Annotated in this window: 11 protein-coding genes and 1 pseudogene; 1 reads left to right on the top strand and 11 read right to left on the bottom strand. The window is 36.3% G+C overall.

Going from position 1 to position 19,153, the window contains the following annotated elements; genetic code table 11:
• Positions 1-392: 392 nt before the first annotated feature.
• From fbp to GN105_RS05000, 3 genes are all read right to left on the bottom strand, one after another.
• A complete protein-coding gene (gene fbp, locus GN105_RS05010; protein WP_155284300.1) occupies positions 393-1,424 on the bottom strand; it encodes a class 1 fructose-bisphosphatase in 1,032 nt (343 codons plus the stop codon).
• Between the two features lie 175 nt (positions 1,425-1,599).
• Positions 1,600-3,582, bottom strand: coding sequence for a RagB/SusD family nutrient uptake outer membrane protein (locus tag GN105_RS05005; protein ID WP_155284299.1), 1,983 nt, complete (start codon positions 3,580-3,582; stop codon positions 1,600-1,602).
• Between the two features lie 11 nt (positions 3,583-3,593).
• Complete coding sequence (locus tag GN105_RS05000; protein WP_155284298.1) at positions 3,594-6,815, bottom strand: SusC/RagA family TonB-linked outer membrane protein; 3,222 nt, start codon at positions 6,813-6,815, stop codon at positions 3,594-3,596.
• 247 nt (positions 6,816-7,062) lie between these two features.
• On the opposite strand from GN105_RS05000, the gene GN105_RS04995 reads away from it, so the two are divergent.
• Positions 7,063-7,722 carry an HmuY family protein gene (locus tag GN105_RS04995; RefSeq protein ID WP_173014966.1) on the top strand — a complete coding sequence of 220 codons (660 nt, stop codon included), beginning with the start codon at positions 7,063-7,065 and terminating at the stop codon, positions 7,720-7,722.
• Positions 7,723-7,847: 125 nt separating this feature from the next.
• On the opposite strand, the gene GN105_RS04990 is transcribed toward GN105_RS04995, so the two are convergent.
• The 8 genes and pseudogenes from GN105_RS04990 to GN105_RS04955 all read right to left on the bottom strand — a co-directional run bounded on the left by GN105_RS04990 (position 7,848) and on the right by GN105_RS04955 (position 19,107).
• The gene (locus GN105_RS04990; protein ID WP_155284296.1) at positions 7,848-10,190 is read right to left on the bottom strand and encodes a GumC family protein; all 2,343 of its coding nucleotides are present in this window, start codon (positions 10,188-10,190) and stop codon (positions 7,848-7,850) included.
• 5 nt (positions 10,191-10,195) lie between these two features.
• On the bottom strand, positions 10,196-10,966 hold the full coding sequence (locus GN105_RS04985) for a polysaccharide biosynthesis/export family protein (protein WP_155284295.1): 771 nt from the start codon (positions 10,964-10,966) through the stop codon (positions 10,196-10,198).
• Between the two features lie 191 nt (positions 10,967-11,157).
• A complete protein-coding gene (locus GN105_RS04980) occupies positions 11,158-11,547 on the bottom strand; it encodes an HIT family protein (RefSeq protein ID WP_155284294.1) in 390 nt (129 codons plus the stop codon).
• Positions 11,548-11,554: 7 nt separating this feature from the next.
• A pseudogene (greA, locus tag GN105_RS04975) lies at positions 11,555-12,029 on the bottom strand (transcription elongation factor GreA).
• A gap of 272 nt (positions 12,030-12,301) precedes the next feature.
• Complete coding sequence (locus tag GN105_RS04970; RefSeq protein ID WP_155284293.1) at positions 12,302-13,732, bottom strand: TlpA family protein disulfide reductase; 1,431 nt, start codon at positions 13,730-13,732, stop codon at positions 12,302-12,304.
• A 6-nt stretch (positions 13,733-13,738) separates the two neighbouring features.
• Positions 13,739-15,085, bottom strand: coding sequence for a RagB/SusD family nutrient uptake outer membrane protein (locus tag GN105_RS04965; RefSeq protein WP_155284292.1), 1,347 nt, complete (start codon positions 15,083-15,085; stop codon positions 13,739-13,741).
• A gap of 12 nt (positions 15,086-15,097) precedes the next feature.
• The gene (locus GN105_RS04960; RefSeq protein WP_155284291.1) at positions 15,098-18,388 is read right to left on the bottom strand and encodes a SusC/RagA family TonB-linked outer membrane protein; all 3,291 of its coding nucleotides are present in this window, start codon (positions 18,386-18,388) and stop codon (positions 15,098-15,100) included.
• A 242-nt stretch (positions 18,389-18,630) separates the two neighbouring features.
• Entirely contained in the window at positions 18,631-19,107 is a 477-nt protein-coding gene (locus tag GN105_RS04955) for a hypothetical protein (RefSeq protein WP_155284290.1), read from the bottom strand.
• Positions 19,108-19,153 lie beyond the last annotated feature (46 nt).

The raw sequence follows: 19,153 nt of genomic DNA, 5'->3' as shown, positions 1-19,153 counted from the left end.
TCAAAAAGTTTAAACAAGTTTATTATGAAATATTTTCTATTTTTTTTTACTCTTAATTTTTTCTTTTCTCCTGTTCCGAAAAGACGAAGAATTAGAATTTCCACTGCAACAAGCAGGAAATAACCGCAAAGAATTAGAAAAGTACTCAATCATTACAAAAACGATAGCTTAAATTACAAATCTGCTGTGTTTTTAATTTAAAATATGCCTTACTATTTGGTATCAAGTCAGTCCTGAAATAGATCGCACTAAGGCTTTAATTGGGAAGTAAAATTGCGATCGTTCCTCAGGGTAAATTAGTATAGTAAACTAAGATTTCTTAAAAGAAAAACAACTGCCTATCTAACAAATTGACAAACAGTTGTTAATAAAATATTGAAAATAAAACGACTTTAATAAACTGGTTTATCTTTGGGATATTTCGCCATAAATTCCTCTGCTTTTTTTACCATATTTTCCGAGCCACAGAAAAACGGCACACGCTGATGCAAGGTGGTAGCTTGGATATCCATAATGCGATTGTATCCGTCCGAAGCCTTTCCTCCGGCTTGTTCGGTTAAAAAAGCAATGGGATTACACTCGTAAAGCAAACGTAATTTTCCTTGTGGGGTACGTGTTCCCGAAGGATAAATATATATGCCACCCTTTAACATATTTCTATGAAAATCAGACACTAAAGAACCTATGTAACGTGAGGTATAAGGGCGGTCTTCTTCCAAAGCTTGGCAATATTTGATGTAATCTTTCACACCTTGCGGAAAATGCACGTAATTTCCTTCATTGATGGAGTAAATGGAACCGTCTTTCGGGAATTGCATATTGGGGTGCGAGAGGTAATACGTCCCGATGGAAGGATCTAACGTAAAGCCGTTTACGCCTCTTCCTGTAGTGTAAACTAACATTGTAGAAAGTCCGTACACGATATAACCAGCTGCCACTTGTCGGTTTCCGGGCTGGAGAAAATCCTCCAATTGCACGGGCGTTCCCTCAGGAGTGATTCTTCGGTAAATAGAAAAAATTGTCCCCACCGTAACATTTACATCGGCATTGCTTGAACCATCAAGCGGGTCAATCAACACCACGTATTTGCTCAAATGGCTGTTTTCTGAAGATTCAACAGGAATAAAAAACTCATTTTCTTCAGAAGCAATCCCACAGACTACTTCACGTTGCGTCAGGGCTTTAATGAAGATTTCATTAGCGAAAACATCTAATTTCTTCTGTACTTCGCCCTGAATATTTTCCTCTCCCATATCTCCCAAAATATCTTCCACCAATCCGGCTTTGTTCACCTCTCTATTCACCACCTTAGATGCCAACCTAATAGAACTCAAAAGCCGTGTAAGCTCACCTGTGGAGTATTGAAAATCCTTCTGATTTTGGATGATAAATTCACCCATTGTTTGATACGTTTTTTTGGCCATTACTTTAAGTTTTAATTTTCATTGCCTCAAAGTTAGTAAAAAAAGGCGACTAAACCAAAATATTTACAAAAAGAAAAAACAAAAAATATTAGTGCCACCGAACGAAGCATTCAGTAGCACTAAAATATTAATAAGGAATAAATAACTTAATTATTTTTAAGCCAATATAAAAAATCTACTCGGGCGTTCCATTGGCGGCAACAGGCCAACCTGGATTCTGATATATTTCGGACGAGGTGGCACTTCCGTTAGGGGAAGTAAGTAGAAAATTTTCGTAGGCTATCGGTGCCAAATAGTGGGCTGGTGTCCAGCTAAATCCGTCATAGTACACATTGTTTGCCTGCACCACCTGATAAGGACGCACATACGTACTCAAAGTAGGAGAGGACATATTGGGTTGCGAATCGGGGAGCGTTTTGAACTTACTACTCCCGTCATCTTTTTTATAGAAAGATTCATTGTGCATTTCCGCCCAAAGATTCATTCCTTCTATCTGATAATTTTGGACTTGGTCTAAGGCTCTCCAACGTTTTAAATCATCGTAACGCATTCCTTCGGCAATAAACTCGCAACGACGTTCCCGACGAATGTTATAAAGAGTGGCATCGACCAATTCTCCCGCTGAATATTTTGCCCAATCATTTTCTTTGCTCAAATCGGTGGCGTTGATGGTAATTTGAGGGTCTTGTGGTAATCCTGCACGCAAACGAAGAGCTCCCCAATAGGCAAGTGCCGTAGCATCAAGGCTACCACTATGTTCGTAAGAAGCCTCTATATAATTCAAATACGCCTCTGACAATCGGTAAACGATGCTTCCCGTTTCAGTTAAGTTAATTGTTTCCAGATAGTTAGAATTAACATTCAATCCCTTAGAAATGTTGTATCCCGTAACGGATTTTTGTTCCGAAACTATCAAGAAATCAGGATAATTTGCTTTTACTTCAATGGGACTCAACGTTATGTAATCACCAGGAGCACGCATAAAGAGTTGCAAACGTTCGTCTCTGTTTTGTTTTGCTTTTGACAAGGTAACATCACCTTGATAATTTGCATCGGCGTAAATTGGCAATCCATTGATTGTCAGAAAAGAATCTACAAAGCCGCGCGTATATCCCGAACCTGCTCCTAATTTGATATAGTTCATTACCCGATGCCCTCCATTTTGAGCCGCATTATAACCTCTCCAAAGAAGAACGTCCGAATAAGATGCCATATCCGTATCACCAAACATCTTAAAATAAGGATTGTTAAACACTTCTTTTCCTGAAAGAACGTGATTATTTTCCGTTAAAGACGAACCATCAGCCACTGCTTTTGCCGAAATCATTGCTTCCGTTAAGAAGTAATTTATCTCAGCATCAATATCTATTGAAAAACCCGAAAGATGAGATGCATTGGCTCCAGGCCAGCCAGCTCCTCCCGGCACACGTGCAGTTCCTTTGTGGTATTTAAGCCAAGTACCTTCATAAAGTGCTACTCTTGAACGAAATAATAAGGCGACTTCCTTACTAATTCTGTTTTTATTTTCAACCGGACCAGATTTTAGCAAACTTACAGCCTTGTCCAAATCTTCCAAAATGAAACGAGCTACTTCATTGCGAGGTCGCCTGCGAGCTGCCTCAATAAGAGCTTGTTTGTCTTCCGGAAGCACCGTTTTGATAATTGGAAAGTCTCCAAAATTTCTTAGTTTTTTGAAATATTCGTATGCTCTCAAAAAATAAGCCTCTCCCAAATAATGATTAATATTAACGAGATTGCCTTTCACTTCTCCTGCTGTTATTTTAGGCTCGGCTTGCTCCAAGAAATAATTGATACTTCTTATTTTTACAAACGAAAACTCATCTTCATTATCATTTTCGTGTCCCTGTCTATTCTTGTTGTTGGCAGCAGGCACACGCCATTCTCCCTTTTTCCATCTTGACGAAGGATTGACCCCCGCTTGGTTATCAGTTCCGTTATCAATGACAAAAGTTCCGGCTCCCCAACCTGCGTGTGTCGGGAAATTATAACAAGCTATAGTATAAGAAGCCAAATCAGCCTCTGTGGCAAAGAATTGATTAGGTGATATGTCCGATAGCGGCTCTCTCTCAAGAAAATCATTGCAAGAAATTATTCCTGTCAACAATGTTACAAATATTACTTTATATATTGATTTCATAGTTCTGTTTTTTAAAAAGTTACACTAATTCCCGTTGAAAATACACGTGAAAGCGGATATACTTTTCCCGTTCCGCCTAAACGTGCTTCAAGTGCTTCGGGGTCAAACATTTTTGCCAATTTGGTAAATGTGAAAGCATTTTCAACAGAGATGAAAATACGCAGTTTGTCCACCCCTATAGTACTCATCACATCTTGCGGGAATGTGTATCCCATCTGAATGTTTTTTACACGAAGATAAGATGCATCTTGCAGCCAACGTGTTTGCGTATGAAAGTTTTTAGAACCTCTCGTGAAGGAAGGTCGCGGATAATAAGCATCAATGTTAGCACCAAGTGGATTGGTTGTTCCCTCAGGACGAAAATAATCCAAATGCTCAGGGAAGGCGTGTGCTTGAGCTTTGTAAAACGCATTTGCTCCGTTGGCTCCTCTGAAATGGGGCGTATTGATGTAATAATCACGTTTGGCGGTTCCTTGCAGAAACAAACTGAAATCGATGTTTTTATATTTGAGGTCAAGCATCAATCCATAATTGTAACGAGGCGTACTGTTGCCTATAATTTTCAAATCACCGTGGTCATTCAAAGTATTAGCTCCATTACTGATTTCACCATTTCCGTCAAGGTCTTCATACATAATGTCCCCTGCACGCCAATCGCTTCCCAATCGGTTTTGGTTATGTCCTTTTACCCAATCAGCCATTTCTTGGTCAGTTTTTGCAATGCCCTGTGTAGTATAACCCCAAATTTCTCCAATGTATTTTCCTGCGTAATGCGGTGCTGAAAGGCTTCCTATTTCATTGGGATATTTGGTGATTTTTTGTCGGCTATCGGTAAGATTGAAAGTAATTCCGTATGAAAAATCATCTCCTATACGGTCTCTCCACGAAATTTGTGCATCAAATCCTCTTGATTCCATATCCGTATTGTTAATCTGCGGTGGTTTTATTCCCAAAGTAGGCGGAAGTTGCGGAGCAGGTCCTACCATATTATATGTAGTTCGTTTGAATATTTCAAAAGATAGTGCAAGTCTGTTTCGAAATGCCGAAATATCAATACCTGCATTCCACGAAGCCACTTTCTCCCAAGTCAATAAAGTAGAAATCAAATCCGGAGCATACGCCACATTGGGTTTTTGTCCGTTGATAAACCAACTTCCGTCAGAGGGTTTTAATTTCATTTTGGAATAGAACGGATACCAATTATCAGTATTTTGATTTCCTAACTCTCCGTAAGATGCCTTTAATTTGAACTCGGACACGCTTTCGCCAAATTTACCCAAGTTTTTCCAGAACGATTCTTTGGCAATGTTCCAACCAACTGAAGCAGAGGTAAACGTATTCCAACGTTGGTCTTTTAAGAAACGGCTGGTTCCGTCGTAACGAAGATTTGCTTCTAATAAATATTTTCCTTTGTAGTCATAATTCAATCTTCCGAAAAAACCCGCTGTTGCCCAATGTTGATAATTTCCTCCCACATTGTCATTCTCGCTACTTGTTGCATCAATTGCAAGAATATTAGTGTTATATACATCTTCACGCGAAGCGGATATAAAGCGAGTTTTCTGTAATTCGGACTGGAAACCTACCATTGCTTTCAAAAAATGCTCTCCGAGTTGCTTTTGATAAGAAGTATAAGCATTAATATTATAGAAATCAGTTGTTTTTGTGTTTTCATAAATACGGGAAGCTCCAGGTTTGTTAAAGTAATCCTCTATGAGTGCCGCAGCCACAGGTCTGCCCTCTTTATCGTACTTATAAATGGGCAACCAAGGAATGTGACTTTGCTCGTTTTGCAAACTGTAATTTAGCTCCACATTTGTAACCCAATCTTTTATCGGTGTAAAAACGAAGGCTAATTGCTGTACCATTAAATCGTTTCGGTCTTTGGCTCTTCCGTTTTCAAAATTAGCCAAATCATTTCCGTAGAGATAATGCCCGTTAGGGTCATATTTCGGGAGTGTAGGCCACTTACGCCCAATGTTATGGAAAAACAACCCCTCAAATCCTATCAAAAATGATGACCTTTCATAACCTGTTCGGGTAAAACGCCCGTTGTAATTCAAACGTAAATAAGGCAGAATCTGTGCAGAAAGTTTTGTGTTAAACGTATATCTGTCAAAACTATCAGTATTGTATCTGAACAGTCCTTCCTGATTGAGAGCTCCTGCCGATACGTAGTAATTTATCTTTTCAGTTCCTCCTCTTACGCTGAAATTATGTTCCGTAGCCGGAGCCCACTCACGGTACGCTTCTTTGAACCAATCCACGTTTGCCCAGCTTTTGGCTCCCTTGTTCCAATCCTTGTCTTTATCATTCCAATCGGTTGCGTAAGAAAGTTTTCCGGCTTTGTAGAGTTTTATTTTTTCGATGATATCGGGGGAAAAAGTAGGTTCGCTACCCGAGTTCAAATCGGCGTCATTCCAATAGTATGCAAAATTCTCAGAATCCATCATTTTGGGAATGTTGGTAGGATTACTGAAACGAAAATTATTACTGTAATTGATAATTACCTTGCCTTCTTTTCCTGATTTGGTAGTTACCAAAACCACTCCGAAAGGGGCTCTTGAACCATAGATGGAAGCAGAAGCGGCATCTTTTAGGATTGAAATACTTTCGATATCCTGCGGATTGAGTGCGTTGAGGTCTCCTTCCATTCCGTCGATGAGTATCAAGGGCTTGGCTGTTGAACCGGAACCGATAGTTCCCGCACCTCGTATGTCAAAAGACAAGTTATTATTAAGCTCACCGCCACCTTTTCCCACATTGAAATTCATTCCCGAAACAGCACCTTGCAATGCCTGAACCGCACTATTTACCGGACGAGCTTCAAGTACCTTGGCATTTACGGAAGCCACTGAGCCTGTAAGGTTTTCTTTCCTTTGAGAACCAAATCCTACGATGACCACCTCATCAAGTTGTTGTGTATCTTCCTTTAGTAAAATATTGATATTTAACAATTTACCACTCCCCGATAATTTTACGACTCTTTCTTGAGTTACAAATCCGAGGGAACTGAATATCAGCACTTCTCCTTGCTGTACCTCAATCTGATAATTTCCGTCAAAATCCGTACTTACTCCACGGGTAGTGTTCTTCACCGAAACACTTACTCCTGGAAGCGGCATCTTGTTCTCATCGGTAACAGTTCCTTTTACCGACAACGTCTGTGCTGACAGAAAGTGAAAACATCCTATCATCACGAGCATCATAATTATTACTTTTTTTAGCTTCATAATATTTATTTTTGTTAATTATTTGTTGTTACAAAGGTAATTAGCCTATATGATATAACAAAAAAATACAATCATTTTAACACTAATAAATTCTCAATATTTTTGTGAAAAAATACAAATTTATTTCTTTTACAAAAAATGAACTTTAATCGGATAAAATCAAAAATGTAATAATCTATCTTTATTCTAAATAAATTCATTAGATTTGTCCAATTAAATTAATTAATAAACTCTATTTGAAATGAAAATGAAATTTTTATTAAGTACTTTGGCATTACTGACACTTACATTTGTTTCTTGTAAAAAAGATGACAAAAACGAACTCGACAAGCCACAAGATGGAATATTGGAGTACAAAAATCTGCCAGTTGCAGGTAATGACTGGGTGTATTTCTCTTTTGAAAAAAACGGAATTACTACAGAAAATGAAGAGTGGGATATTGCCTTTAGGCAGTATGATATCAAAACCAAATCAGGTGTGATTAATACTCGGGAAAGAAACTTTAATAAAGTAACCGAAGCCCCTTTAGAAGGATACATCGTTGATAGTGAAAGATATACTTTTGCAGGTAGGTCTCTTGTTAAAAATGTTAGTTCCTCCGTAATTTCTATGGGATATTCTGAGTCTTTTTGGCAATTTATAACCGAAAACGGAATTATCAATGGTATTCCTGAAGGAGAACGAGAAGCTGCAAAAACGAGTTTAGTACACAACAACGGATGGCAAACATTTTCTTATAGTCAAGGTACTAAAATTCCTGTTTTTCAAAATAATGGATGGATTTATATCATAAAGATGGCTAACGGAAATTTTGCTAAAATACATTTAAGCCGTTTTACAAATGACAAAAATGCTCCATTCTTCATTACATTCAGATACAAAATTAGTAAAGAAGGAAAATTTTAAGTTCTTAAATCTCATTTTGAAGTAAGTTTTTGAGAATGAATTTCGTCGTTACACTTTATTTTGATTGGAATTTTGTGAAAATAAAAAAAGCTGGCAATGCCAGCTTTTTTATTCTTATAATTTACTTATCCTAAGATTCGTTTCCACCAAGGTTTCTTCTTATGCTTGTCTTGAAAGTAACCATAACCATAGTTATCGTTAGCCTTAACCGTAGTATCATTCAACAACACGCACATATTAGGAAGTTTATTTTCCTTATGCAACTTTTGTGCTTTTTGGAGCATTTCCTTAGTTGTTTGATTCTCTCTAACTACATAAACAAACGCGTCTGCATTTTTGGCTGTTAGTAAGGTATCTGCAACCAAATTCACCGGAGCCGTATCAACGATTATATAATCAAATTTTGTTTTTAGATAATCGAACATCTCGGTAACTTTCGGATTCATAAGCAATTCTGCAGGGTTTGGTGGAACTACTTTTGCTGGAATCACATATAATTCTTTGAAATCTGGAACCTTAACTATAACCGAATTAATATCTATGTCACCAGATGCCAAATAGTTAGTAAGCCCTTGTGAAGGTAATTTCAGGAATTGACCTATTTTAGGATTACGAATGTCCATCTCAACAAGCAAAGTCTTTTTACCAGAAAGAGCAAACGTTCCTGCAAGATTCATCGCCATAAAGGTTTTTCCTTCTTTTGGTAAACTTGAAGTTACAAATATTGATTTGCTTCTGTTATCTGCAATGTTACCAAGTACAAAATCCATATTAGTTCTGATAATACGAAGTGCCTCAGCAAATTCAGAATTGCTATTGGCTTTGATGATTTTCTCATCTGATTTAGTGTGAGGTACATCACCTAAGTAAGGAGCAGACAAATATTTTTCTATATCAGATTTACCCTTTATCTTATTATCAAATAAGGTGTTAAGATATATGATGATAAAAGGAATGGCTAAACCAAAAATCAAAGCAGCCAAATAAACTATCATCTTCTTAGGAGATACCGGAATGTTTGAAGAGAAAGCCCTATCAATCACTTTAGCATTAGGAGCTAAAGCCACTGTTGAAATTTCAGCCTCTTCCCTTTTCTCCAATAAATACAAATACAAAGCGTCTTTCACTCCTTGTTGTCTTGTAATTTCCCTAAACTCTCTTTCTAAAGTAGGTACAGAGCTAACTCTTCCGCTTAACACTCTTTGTTGTCTGCTAATATCGGATTTTTGAATATTCAAATTAGATTTCAACAAAATAAGGTTATCTTTAATCGCCTTTTTCAACGATTTTATTTGCTCGTCCATTTGTTTTATCCTAAAGTTCTCCGGACCCGCGTTAACCGCTGACTCATTACGAGATAGCACCAATTTATTGTGTTCATTGATTGCAGCCGATAGTGCAGGATCTGCTGTAAGAGCATCTAACATCGGGAAAGTTTTCCCCGTAGTCTCTGTATCAATAAATCCTTTTATTACGTTATCAATCAACTCTACTCGAGTATTTATATCTATATATCTTTTTTCAAATTCACTTGTGTTTTGAGTGTACAAATTCGCTTCAGAAACGATGTCTGTAACTTGATTCTCTTTTTTGAATTTTTCGGTAGTTTTCTCTACAGCATCTATTTCCTTGGTTAGGATATCAAGACGTTGTGTTAAGAAATCAGATGTATTTTCAGAAATAAAGCGTCTGTCAGCAATTGCATCTGAATTATAAATTTCAACAAGAGTATTTAAATAATCCTTTGCCTTTTCTTTGTTAGAATTTGTTGATGAAAGTTCCAAAACACTTGTATTCTTTCCTAACAAATTCACATTTAACACCTTTCTGTATGCTTGGGCTGTCCCTTCCACCCCATCAACTTTTACAGATAGACCGAAATCAGGTTTGCTAAAATGCTTCTCGGACTTATTCACCACAAACTGCCCTATTTCATTTTTAACCGGCTCTCCGTAGTTATATTTCCCCAATAACTTTCCGTCATTATAAATATTATAAGCAATATCATTTAATCCTTTAATTTCTAAATCCAAAGGAGTTTCTTTCTCAGAAGCTTCTGATAGCTTATCTATTGTGATATTTACCGGAGATTCGTTGTATAAATCCGGCTTCTTTTTTCCTAAAGGAAAATAAGAAATGTTCAAATTTAGTTTTTTAACTGCTTTTTCTGATAAAGTTCTGGAACGCAATACTTCTACCTCATTTTCAACATTATCCTTTACTCCAATATCCAAGTCAGAAAGAATAGAGAATTCATTAACTGTTCCACCCTTATTGTCATCTTTAAGCATAATGATTGTTGATGCCTTATAAAGTGGAGTTGCATATCGCAAGTATAAAAAAGCAGCAGCTAAGGCCAAAAAACCTCCGGCTACAAACCATTTCCACCGAGAAACATATGGAGTTATTTGCTCCATAAGATTAAAATTTCCTGTTTCCTCTGAGTTTAATTTTACTCTATTATCCATAAAAATTATCTACTTATATTCACTATTAAAGCTACCACAGCTACAAGCACTGAAATAGACGAAATTATTGTGGTTGTATTAGGTCCTACAACTGAAGAATTGACTCTCGTTTTGTTAGGTTCTACGTAAACAATATCATTTTGATTTAGGTAGTAATACTCAGAATTCATAAAATCTGTGGAAGTAATATCCACCGTTTTATAAACTCGTTGATTATCTTGCTCACGTATAATCAAAATATTTTTTCTCTTACCATAAATTGTTAAATCTCCGGCAAGGCTTAGAGCTTGAAGAAGTGTTATTCTTTCTGATTCTATGGTGTAAGTACCAGGCCTGTTAACTTCACCTTCTACTGTTATTTTGAAGTTAAGAATTCTAAGGTTAATTGTTGCATCCGTTATATAAGGCTTTATAGCATTTGTAAGTAAATCTACAGCCTCTTGCCTTGTTAAACCTCCTAATTTTATTTTCCCAATAGTTGGATAATGAATGTACCCATCCTTATCTATCAAATAAGTCTGTAACATTGACTGTGATACCCTTGCCCCCAAAGAAGGCTGAAGTGTTACCAAACCTCTATTGAATTCACTCAATAATTCATCACTTTTGGAGTTTACGATAATGCTCAATAAATCATCTGGTTGGAGTCTTGAAACATACGATTTTAATGTTTCAACTTTGTTATTCTTAGCATTAGTAAAATAAGCTACCTTATCCCTAGATGCACAAGAAAACAATAGAAAACTTGCACAAAATAAGATTAATACTCTCTTCATTATTTAGTTTTTATTAAATTTACAACACTACAATTGTCTTCTAACCCAAGTAATTTTATCTAATTAAAACCTATATTTTTAGGTCAGAATAAACAACGCCAAAAGTATAATATTGACTCCAATTTTCCAAGTTTAAAGCAATTCCTAACAAATTTTTAACATAGAAATACTTAGGCTGGTAAAAACTATTTTTATAGGGCTTTCCTAACTCGTTCAACAATTTCCTTAAACTCATCATCAGTAAGCTTTACTTTCTCACTGAAAGTCATTTCTCCCATTCTGTTAATCGGAATGAGATGTACGTGAACGTGAGGCACTTCCAAACCTACAACAGCCATTCCTACTCTATTACAAGAAATAGTTTTTTCTAATGCTTTTGCTACCTTTTTAGAAAAAGACATCAATTTCAGATATAAGTCATCATCCAAGTCAAAGATTTTATCTATTTCCTTTTTAGGAACACAAAGTGTGTGTCCCTTAGCATTTGGGTTAATATCCAAAAAAGCTATAAAATCATCGTCTTCCGTGATTTTATAACAAGGAATTTCTCCGTTTATGATTTTTGTAAATATTGTTGCCATAAGCCATCTACCTGGTAATTTCCAAAATTTCCATCTTCAAAATTCCATTGGGAACTTTGATTTCTGCTATTTCTCCAACTTCTTTGCCTAATAATCCCTTACCGATAGGAGAACTTACAGAGATTTTTTCCTGATTTTAAATCAGCTTCACTTTCAGCGACCAAAGTGTACGTCATTTGCATATTGTTGCTCAAATTTTTTATCTTAACTGTGGAAAGCACCAACACTTTTGATGTGTCAAGTTGTGACTCATCAATCAATCTGGCATTTGCCAAAAGTGCTTCCAATTTGGCTATTTTCATTTCCAAAAGCCCTTGAGCCTCTTTGGCTGCATCATATTCTGCATTTTCAGATAAATCTCCTTTATCTCTCGCTTCAGCGATAGCTTGCGAAGCCTTAGGACGTTCAACATCTTTCAGTTGATTCAGCTCTTCTCTCAACTTTTTTAAACCATCAGCGGTGTAATACGATACGTTACTCATAATTTCTTTATTTTTAAAAAAACGAAAAATCCTCAAGTGGTTTGAGGATTCGCGGGCAAAGATACGAAAAATAAGTTGAAAGCAAAATACAAAAGTCCAATTTTTAGATTATATAATGTAAATCGGCAATAAATTGAAAATAAATATTTTAAAAATGTAATCTAATTTATGGGAAATACGAAATCATCTATTAAAAGAACTCGTTACAGAACCTTTGAAAAATCAAGAATAAGCTCTGTAACGAATTCAAATCAAACTACTGAAAGTTGAAGTTATAAATATTTCTTCAATTGGTCAAACAACTCTTGCTTATCACTGGGTCGTTTAGCGGCTTTCTCTTTAATTTTGCCATCTTTCCCAACAATGATATAATGTGGAATTGCTTTTACGAACTGGCTTAGCTCCTTTTGCAATGTTGCGTTGGCTCTGATGTGTATTCCTTCCAATTTCAAGTTTTTAATCATCGTTTTCCATTGATTATCAGCATTGTCTTGGTCAATAGAAAGATAAATAGGAACTACCCCCATTTCCTCTAAAGTATGATGATTTTCCTTAGAATATTGCAATTCTTTACGACAAGGAACGCACCAAGTTGCCCAGAAGTCAATGTATAACACTTTTCCTTTGTATTTAGCAAAAAGCTCGTCTAAAGTGTTAATATTTTCATAGTTTTCTACAAAATTTACGGCAAAACCCTTATCATTGCTATGATATTCAACAACTTTATTTATATACGGAACTAACAAATCAATTAACTTGCTGTTTGGAAATTGCGTTTTGAATTCATCAAAATTTGTAATCCAATCTTTTTCAAATTTTCCTTGCATTACCCCTTCGTACATTGTGTTTGCCCAAGCGTATTCAACCAAATTTTGAGGTAAATTGGCTCTGAAAAAGTCAATTTCTTGGATAAAATAGGGTTTATCAGATAATATAAATTGCAATGTTCCCGTATTTTTAATATCTTGAAGCATTTTATAACGAGAAAGGAAAGCTATCTGTCCGTCATAAGCTGAAAAATCAGAGTTTTCGAAGGCTTTTTTATACGTTTCTTCCCAAGTGTTCAAATAAATATCGGCAAATTCTTTATTTTTTTCGGGACTTTGCTCGTAAAAAAGTCGGAAAGTAAAGAAAAAATCAGCCGATTGCAAATCTGCTACCTTCAATTCCAACAGGTTTTTCAACTTCTGATAGGCTACATCTGAAATTTCTAATTCCTCACGAGCTTTATCCAAAACTTCTTTTCTACGCTGTAATAATTCGGAATAATACTTGGTTTTGCTCTCCAAGTCAGTATGTTGCTCCACATCTACCGTACTACGAACATCATCAAGCAATCCTAAGTCATTGAACAAACGGAACATTTTCTCGTTTTTGGAATCATAGGTAACCATCTCTCCCTGAAAGTTCACGACATACTCTCCTTGCTTATCAGCAAATAGATAAGCAGGTGTAAGGTGATTGTACAATAAAATCATTCCTGTTGTTTCTGTTGGAATTTCTGTAGAATAACTTCCATCAGGTTGAATACTGATTTCCTGATTATTACCTACAAAATATTTCCCTTCAATAGGTAAATTAATTAACAGTTTGCCATTTGCACTTCCAGAAACTTTCCCCGAAAGCAAATTATTTTTCTTCTCGGGTGTGCTACAGGCAATTGCCATAACCAAAGCAAAAAATACGCTTATTTTTTTCATCATAAAAAATCAATTATTTTTCCAAGATGGATTAAATTTCAATACTTGTGCTGGAATGGGCAATACCAATTTTCCGGAATTTGGTTCAGCTTTATATGTTTCTCCTTGAAATTCTTTTACAAGAGTTATGGCAAAATCAGGCTCCAAATTCATCCGTTTTATGTCTAATAACCGAAGATGTGACATAAATGTTTCTCTTCTTCGTTCCTCCAAACAGAATTTTATTAATTCTTTATCTGTTGTAAAATCAGCATTTTGTGAAGGAGTGTGCTCTTTAAGACGTTTAGCTCGTAAGGTATTCAAATCGGCAATTGCCAAGTCTTTTTTACCCAAACGTGCATAACATTCGGCACGCGTTACGTACATTTCCCCTACGGAAGCTCCTGCATTGGGTGTGATTTTATATGTTATCTTAAAGTCACCATAGCCAGGATAGGATTGGTAGAAACTGTAATAGCGGGAATCATCGGTTGTGCTTAAAACCGATTTAAGTTCATCGCTCAATGCCCCTTGATATCCTGCTGTTCCTCCAAAATATCGCGAAGAATATTGTTCAAGACGGTAGTCATCTCCTATCGTTTCTCGGGTAGAATTCACGTAATTTTGCAAAGTTCCTTTAAAATCAATAGCCTTATTGGCGTATTCCAATGATTTTTCATAATCCCCTTTATAAAGATATACTCTTGATAACAATGAATAGGCAGATCCCATATTAGGACGTACAATCCCCTTTGATTTAGATGGCAGATTTTTCAGGGCTTTTTCCAAATCAGCAATGATAAAATCATAAACCTCAGCCACGGTTGCCCTAGGAAAAGTCGTTTGCGTAGCATCGGCAATAGTAACAATCGGAACAGCCAAATCCGAATTTGCCGAAGCAGAATAAGCTTTGGCAAAAATATTTACCAAGAAAAAATAATCCAATGCCCTGTTGTAATACGCTTCCGCCTGTATTTGTGGTTTGTCCGTTTCGGAATATCTCAGAGCAGGAGCCGCTTGCATTACCTCGTTGATGATTTTGTTACAGGTATAGATGTTACTATACGGACCGTTCCAAGCACTAACAGAATACGTTGGGTTATAAAACCGAAATTTTCCCCAAGAAAACAGTTGAAAACTTTGGCTATCAGGATTTTTTGTGTCCACCAATGCAGAAATATCATAGCTATACATCTTGTAATCGTCTGCTGTGAGAGCCAAAATTTCTTCATTAGAAATGGTGTTTATGCTATTGAGCAATAAATCGTAATCCTCTATGGTGCTAGGTATTACGTATCCTTTTGGTTCAATATCCAAATATTTATCGCAAGAAACCATTGTTCCTGCAAATACGGTTAAAAAAAATAATTTTTTCATTTTGCATCAAATTTAAAAGATTAGATTGATTCCCATTGTATAACTTTTAGGCAATCGTGCCGTTCTAAATCCTAACCCTTGTGTTTCAGGATCAATTCCTTCGTTGTTTTTAGTCCACATCCAAAGGTTTGTGGCTCTAACGTTAAAGGTCAATTCTTGAATTTTGAGTCCTCCTAAAAGGTTTTTAGGTAGTGTGTAACTCAATACCACATCTCTCAAACGGATAAAATCCGCAGGAAGCACGTTTTTAGTCGAGCCTTTTATTATACCATAGTAAAGTGCCGAGCTGAATTTCGGTATGTCTGTAAAAGCCTCATCTCCGGGTTTTTGCCAAGTTCTTTCGGCATCTTTATTCATCAGTGTAATAGTTCGACCGGTAGTTGATCCATTATAGCTGTCTTTCATCATAATATGGCCACCTTGATAAATGAACAAGAAGGAAAGACCAATACCTTTGTAAGAAAAGTTGTTGTTTACGGAAGCCACATATTTGGGCACAACCGTTCCGACAGGCTTTAAATCGTCATAATTAAACATACCAGGAGGATCATAACTGTAGTCCACCTTTACTACACTGCCATCTGCTTTACGAATTTGCCCCTCTCCAGTATCACTAACACCTGCATAATCAAATGCGTATAATGAATTTGGCTCACTTCCCTTTATATTGAGAACTTGCCCAGCAAATCGATATGCCTTACCTTGGCTAGTATCAAAGCTTGCCTCGGTAATCTTTGATTTATTATATCTGAAAAACAACTGTGTTTCCCATAAGGTGTTTTGCGTACGAATGTTTCGTGAAGTCAGCATTATCTCATAACCGTTATTGGTCAGAGAGGCATCGTTACGATACACCAAATTAGAACCAAACGTAGGGTCAGAATCCACTTTTGCTAAGGCATCTGTGGTTCTTTTATAATAATAATCCAAAACTAATTCCAAACGGTTATCAAAGAAAGACAAGTCAGTTCCGATATTTGTAGTTTCAGATCTTTCCCAACGTAAATTATTGACTTTCAGATTCTGAATTCCCAACGTAAGAATATTTCCTGCACGATAATCAAAACTCTTTCCAGCTATGTCAAAAGGACCGTATTTATTGGCTATATTTCCATTAACTCCATAAGAAAGGCGAACATCTACCTTAATGTTTTTATTTTTAAAAAAGTCTTCTTCTCCTAAACGCCAACGTCCTGCCAATGACCAAAACGGCTTATAACGATATCTTGGGTCAGTTCCGAAGAGGTTGGATTGATCCATACGAATGCTTCCCGATAGTACGTATTTGTTTGTGTACATATATGTAAAGTTTGCATACCCAGCAACATACCTGTTTTGGCTGTATTCAAAACCTTCGGAGAAATTAATACCACCAGAGATAGAGCCGTTGGGGTGATATACGCTATTGATGTCATTGCGTAACCTATCGTAATCGGTAGGGAGGTATAGGTTTGATTTAGGGTCATATCCCAAACGGTCAATCTGTGTTGATTCTGATTTAGTTTCTTGCATTTCTGCTCCTGCAAAGAGGTGTATGTTGTGTTCTGCGAATGCTTTCCGATACTCCAACTGAGTACGGAACAAATAATTTATGGACTCGCCTCTTGATTCTTTAATACGGTCTCCATAAGGAACATTCAAGATTCGCGTATCTCCCGTATACGATAGAGGAGTAGTATTATTTATGAGACTCTTCATAAACCACGAATCTGTGGCTGCTATTTGGGTGGTTTTGAATATTCCTTTTCTGACCTGTCCCCCTATTTTGGCTGTCAGGTCAGGGGTAATGTCTATATTTAAAAGTCCTTGAACGTGAGCACTCCAATTAGTTTCGTTCAAGCTGTACTTCCCAAAATCATTTGCCGGATAGTACGTTTCGTCCAAAAGCCCTGCAGCCACTAATCTTTGAATTTCATAAGGGTCTTTTCCTCCAAAAAGCCCTCCCGAATTAGTTCCGCTACCGTCTGCCGGTCTAAACACTGACAAAGGATTGCCGTTTTCATCAAAGAGACGGTCATATGAAGCAACTCTAAAAATATCATCACTTGATGACAAGCCAACATTCTCGTATTCAGTAAGTTTATACGAATCATCATTTGAGGTTAAGCTGGTTTGGAAATCCAAATTTACTTTGGGACTGAATTTCAAATTCGAAACAAAATCAAAGATAACTCGTTGTGTTGTATTATTTTTTAAATCTTTTAAACTATTGGTGTAGTTTAATGAACTTCGAAATTTGAACGACTCGGAACCTCCCGAAACCGAAATATTTTGTTGGTTGGTAATCGGATTTTGCAAATATAGTTGTTCAATATCTTTGGTGTTGTCATATAAACGCAACTGAGCCAACTGATTATCAAAGTCTTGTTCTGTAATGTATCCGTACTTTTTAAGTCCATAGAGATAATACACCCGATTGTTATTTCCTACGTAGTAACTCATATACGGGTCATTGGTTTCAAAAAGATTTCGGTAGTTTATTATGTTGTCATCATTTTCTTTGGCATACTGATGTTGAATATCCACCAATTTCGAAGAAGAAACCCGATTCAGCATATAATTTAAATCCATTTTCTCTTGAAAGCTAAGGTTACTGGTATAACGCACTTGTGTTTTTCCAGCTCTTCCTTTACGAGTGGTAATTACAATTACCCCATTGGACGATTTGGCTCCGTAGATAGAAGCCGAAGCTGCATCTTTCAGTAAGGTAATGCTTTCTACCTCATAGGGATTGATGTCTTCCAATCTTCCTCCGTACTGAAATCCGTCTAAAACAATAAGCGGACGTGTATCGCCCGAAAGTGTAGAAATACCACGAATAGAAAACTCCTTAGAACCTGTTGGGTTGTTTGGGTTTGTTGATAAAACCAAAGCCGCCGATAGCCCTTCTATTCCCGAAATGACATCAGCTGTTCCTCTTCTTTCAAAACTCTTGGTATCAATCTTTGTATAAGCAGTTGCTACTTTGGTAGGATCAACGGTTTGATACCCTGTAACTACCACTTCCTCCATTTCCATCAGGTCTTCTTCCATTACAACCGAAATGAATGAGCCTTTCTTGGTTATTTTTACCTCTTGCGTTTTATAGCCAATTGCCGAAAACACAAGCACATCTCCCACGTTGGTCGTCAAACCAAAAGTCCCCTCAAAACCGGTAGAAACCCCTTTTTTAGTTCCTTTGACGACAACATTTACACCAATAATAGGCATACCCTGATGGTCTTTCACCACTCCTTCCACATTTTTTTGAGCCCAACCAAAAGCGGTAAGCAAAAAGAAAAGTAATACAAGTCCTTTTTTCATACGAAGCCAGTTTTTATGTTAAAAAAATAATTATAATTCACTTTTTTATGAAAATGGATATTTATTCAATAAATTTTCATTAATCAAAAGCAGTAAATTTTGAAAATAAAAGGCAAATGTAACACAAAAATAACATAAAAAACAAATAATTAACCCTTTTTATTAAAAATATTTTTGAAAACAATCCCTTTTGAAACAAACTAACCTAAATTAGCTTTTACAAGAAATACAAACGGCAATTTCTAAAATTTGACACACAAACCTACTCCCCTTTCGTTGGCAATAAGCTTGAATTCAGGTTGGAACTGGTATGAAGTATCCTTAATCAAAGAAGAATTATATATCTCAACAGCCTGTTTTGACTTTTTATTTGTATTTGAAAGTATCTTGATGGAAATCCCTGTCAGTACGGCTCCTATTCCCATAGGTATCCAAGTTGGTTTACTTCCCGTCATTAAAGTTCCCAAATCCCAGCCAATTAAAGCACCTCCCGCAAAAGAAATTACCTTATTCACAGTATTGGTTCGGTTTACTTGCTTCATAATAGCCAAAGCCTCAGGAGAATCTTCCATTAAATGAATCACATCTTTAATAAAAAGACGATTTCCAGCTTTATAAAATCTATTTTCACCCCATTCTTTTTTAATTTCAATCTGTTGAGCAGTTAAGAAAGATATTGAGGTTGCTATAAAAAACAAAAAAATAGTAATCTTCTTCATAAAATATACATTTTAAGGTCAATTCATTTTAAAAATAATATTTCTG

The sequence above is a fragment of the Capnocytophaga felis genome, assembly GCF_009684755.1.
GTDB classification, from domain to species: domain Bacteria; phylum Bacteroidota; class Bacteroidia; order Flavobacteriales; family Flavobacteriaceae; genus Capnocytophaga; species Capnocytophaga felis.
This window is presented reverse-complemented; position numbering and strand designations above follow the sequence as displayed.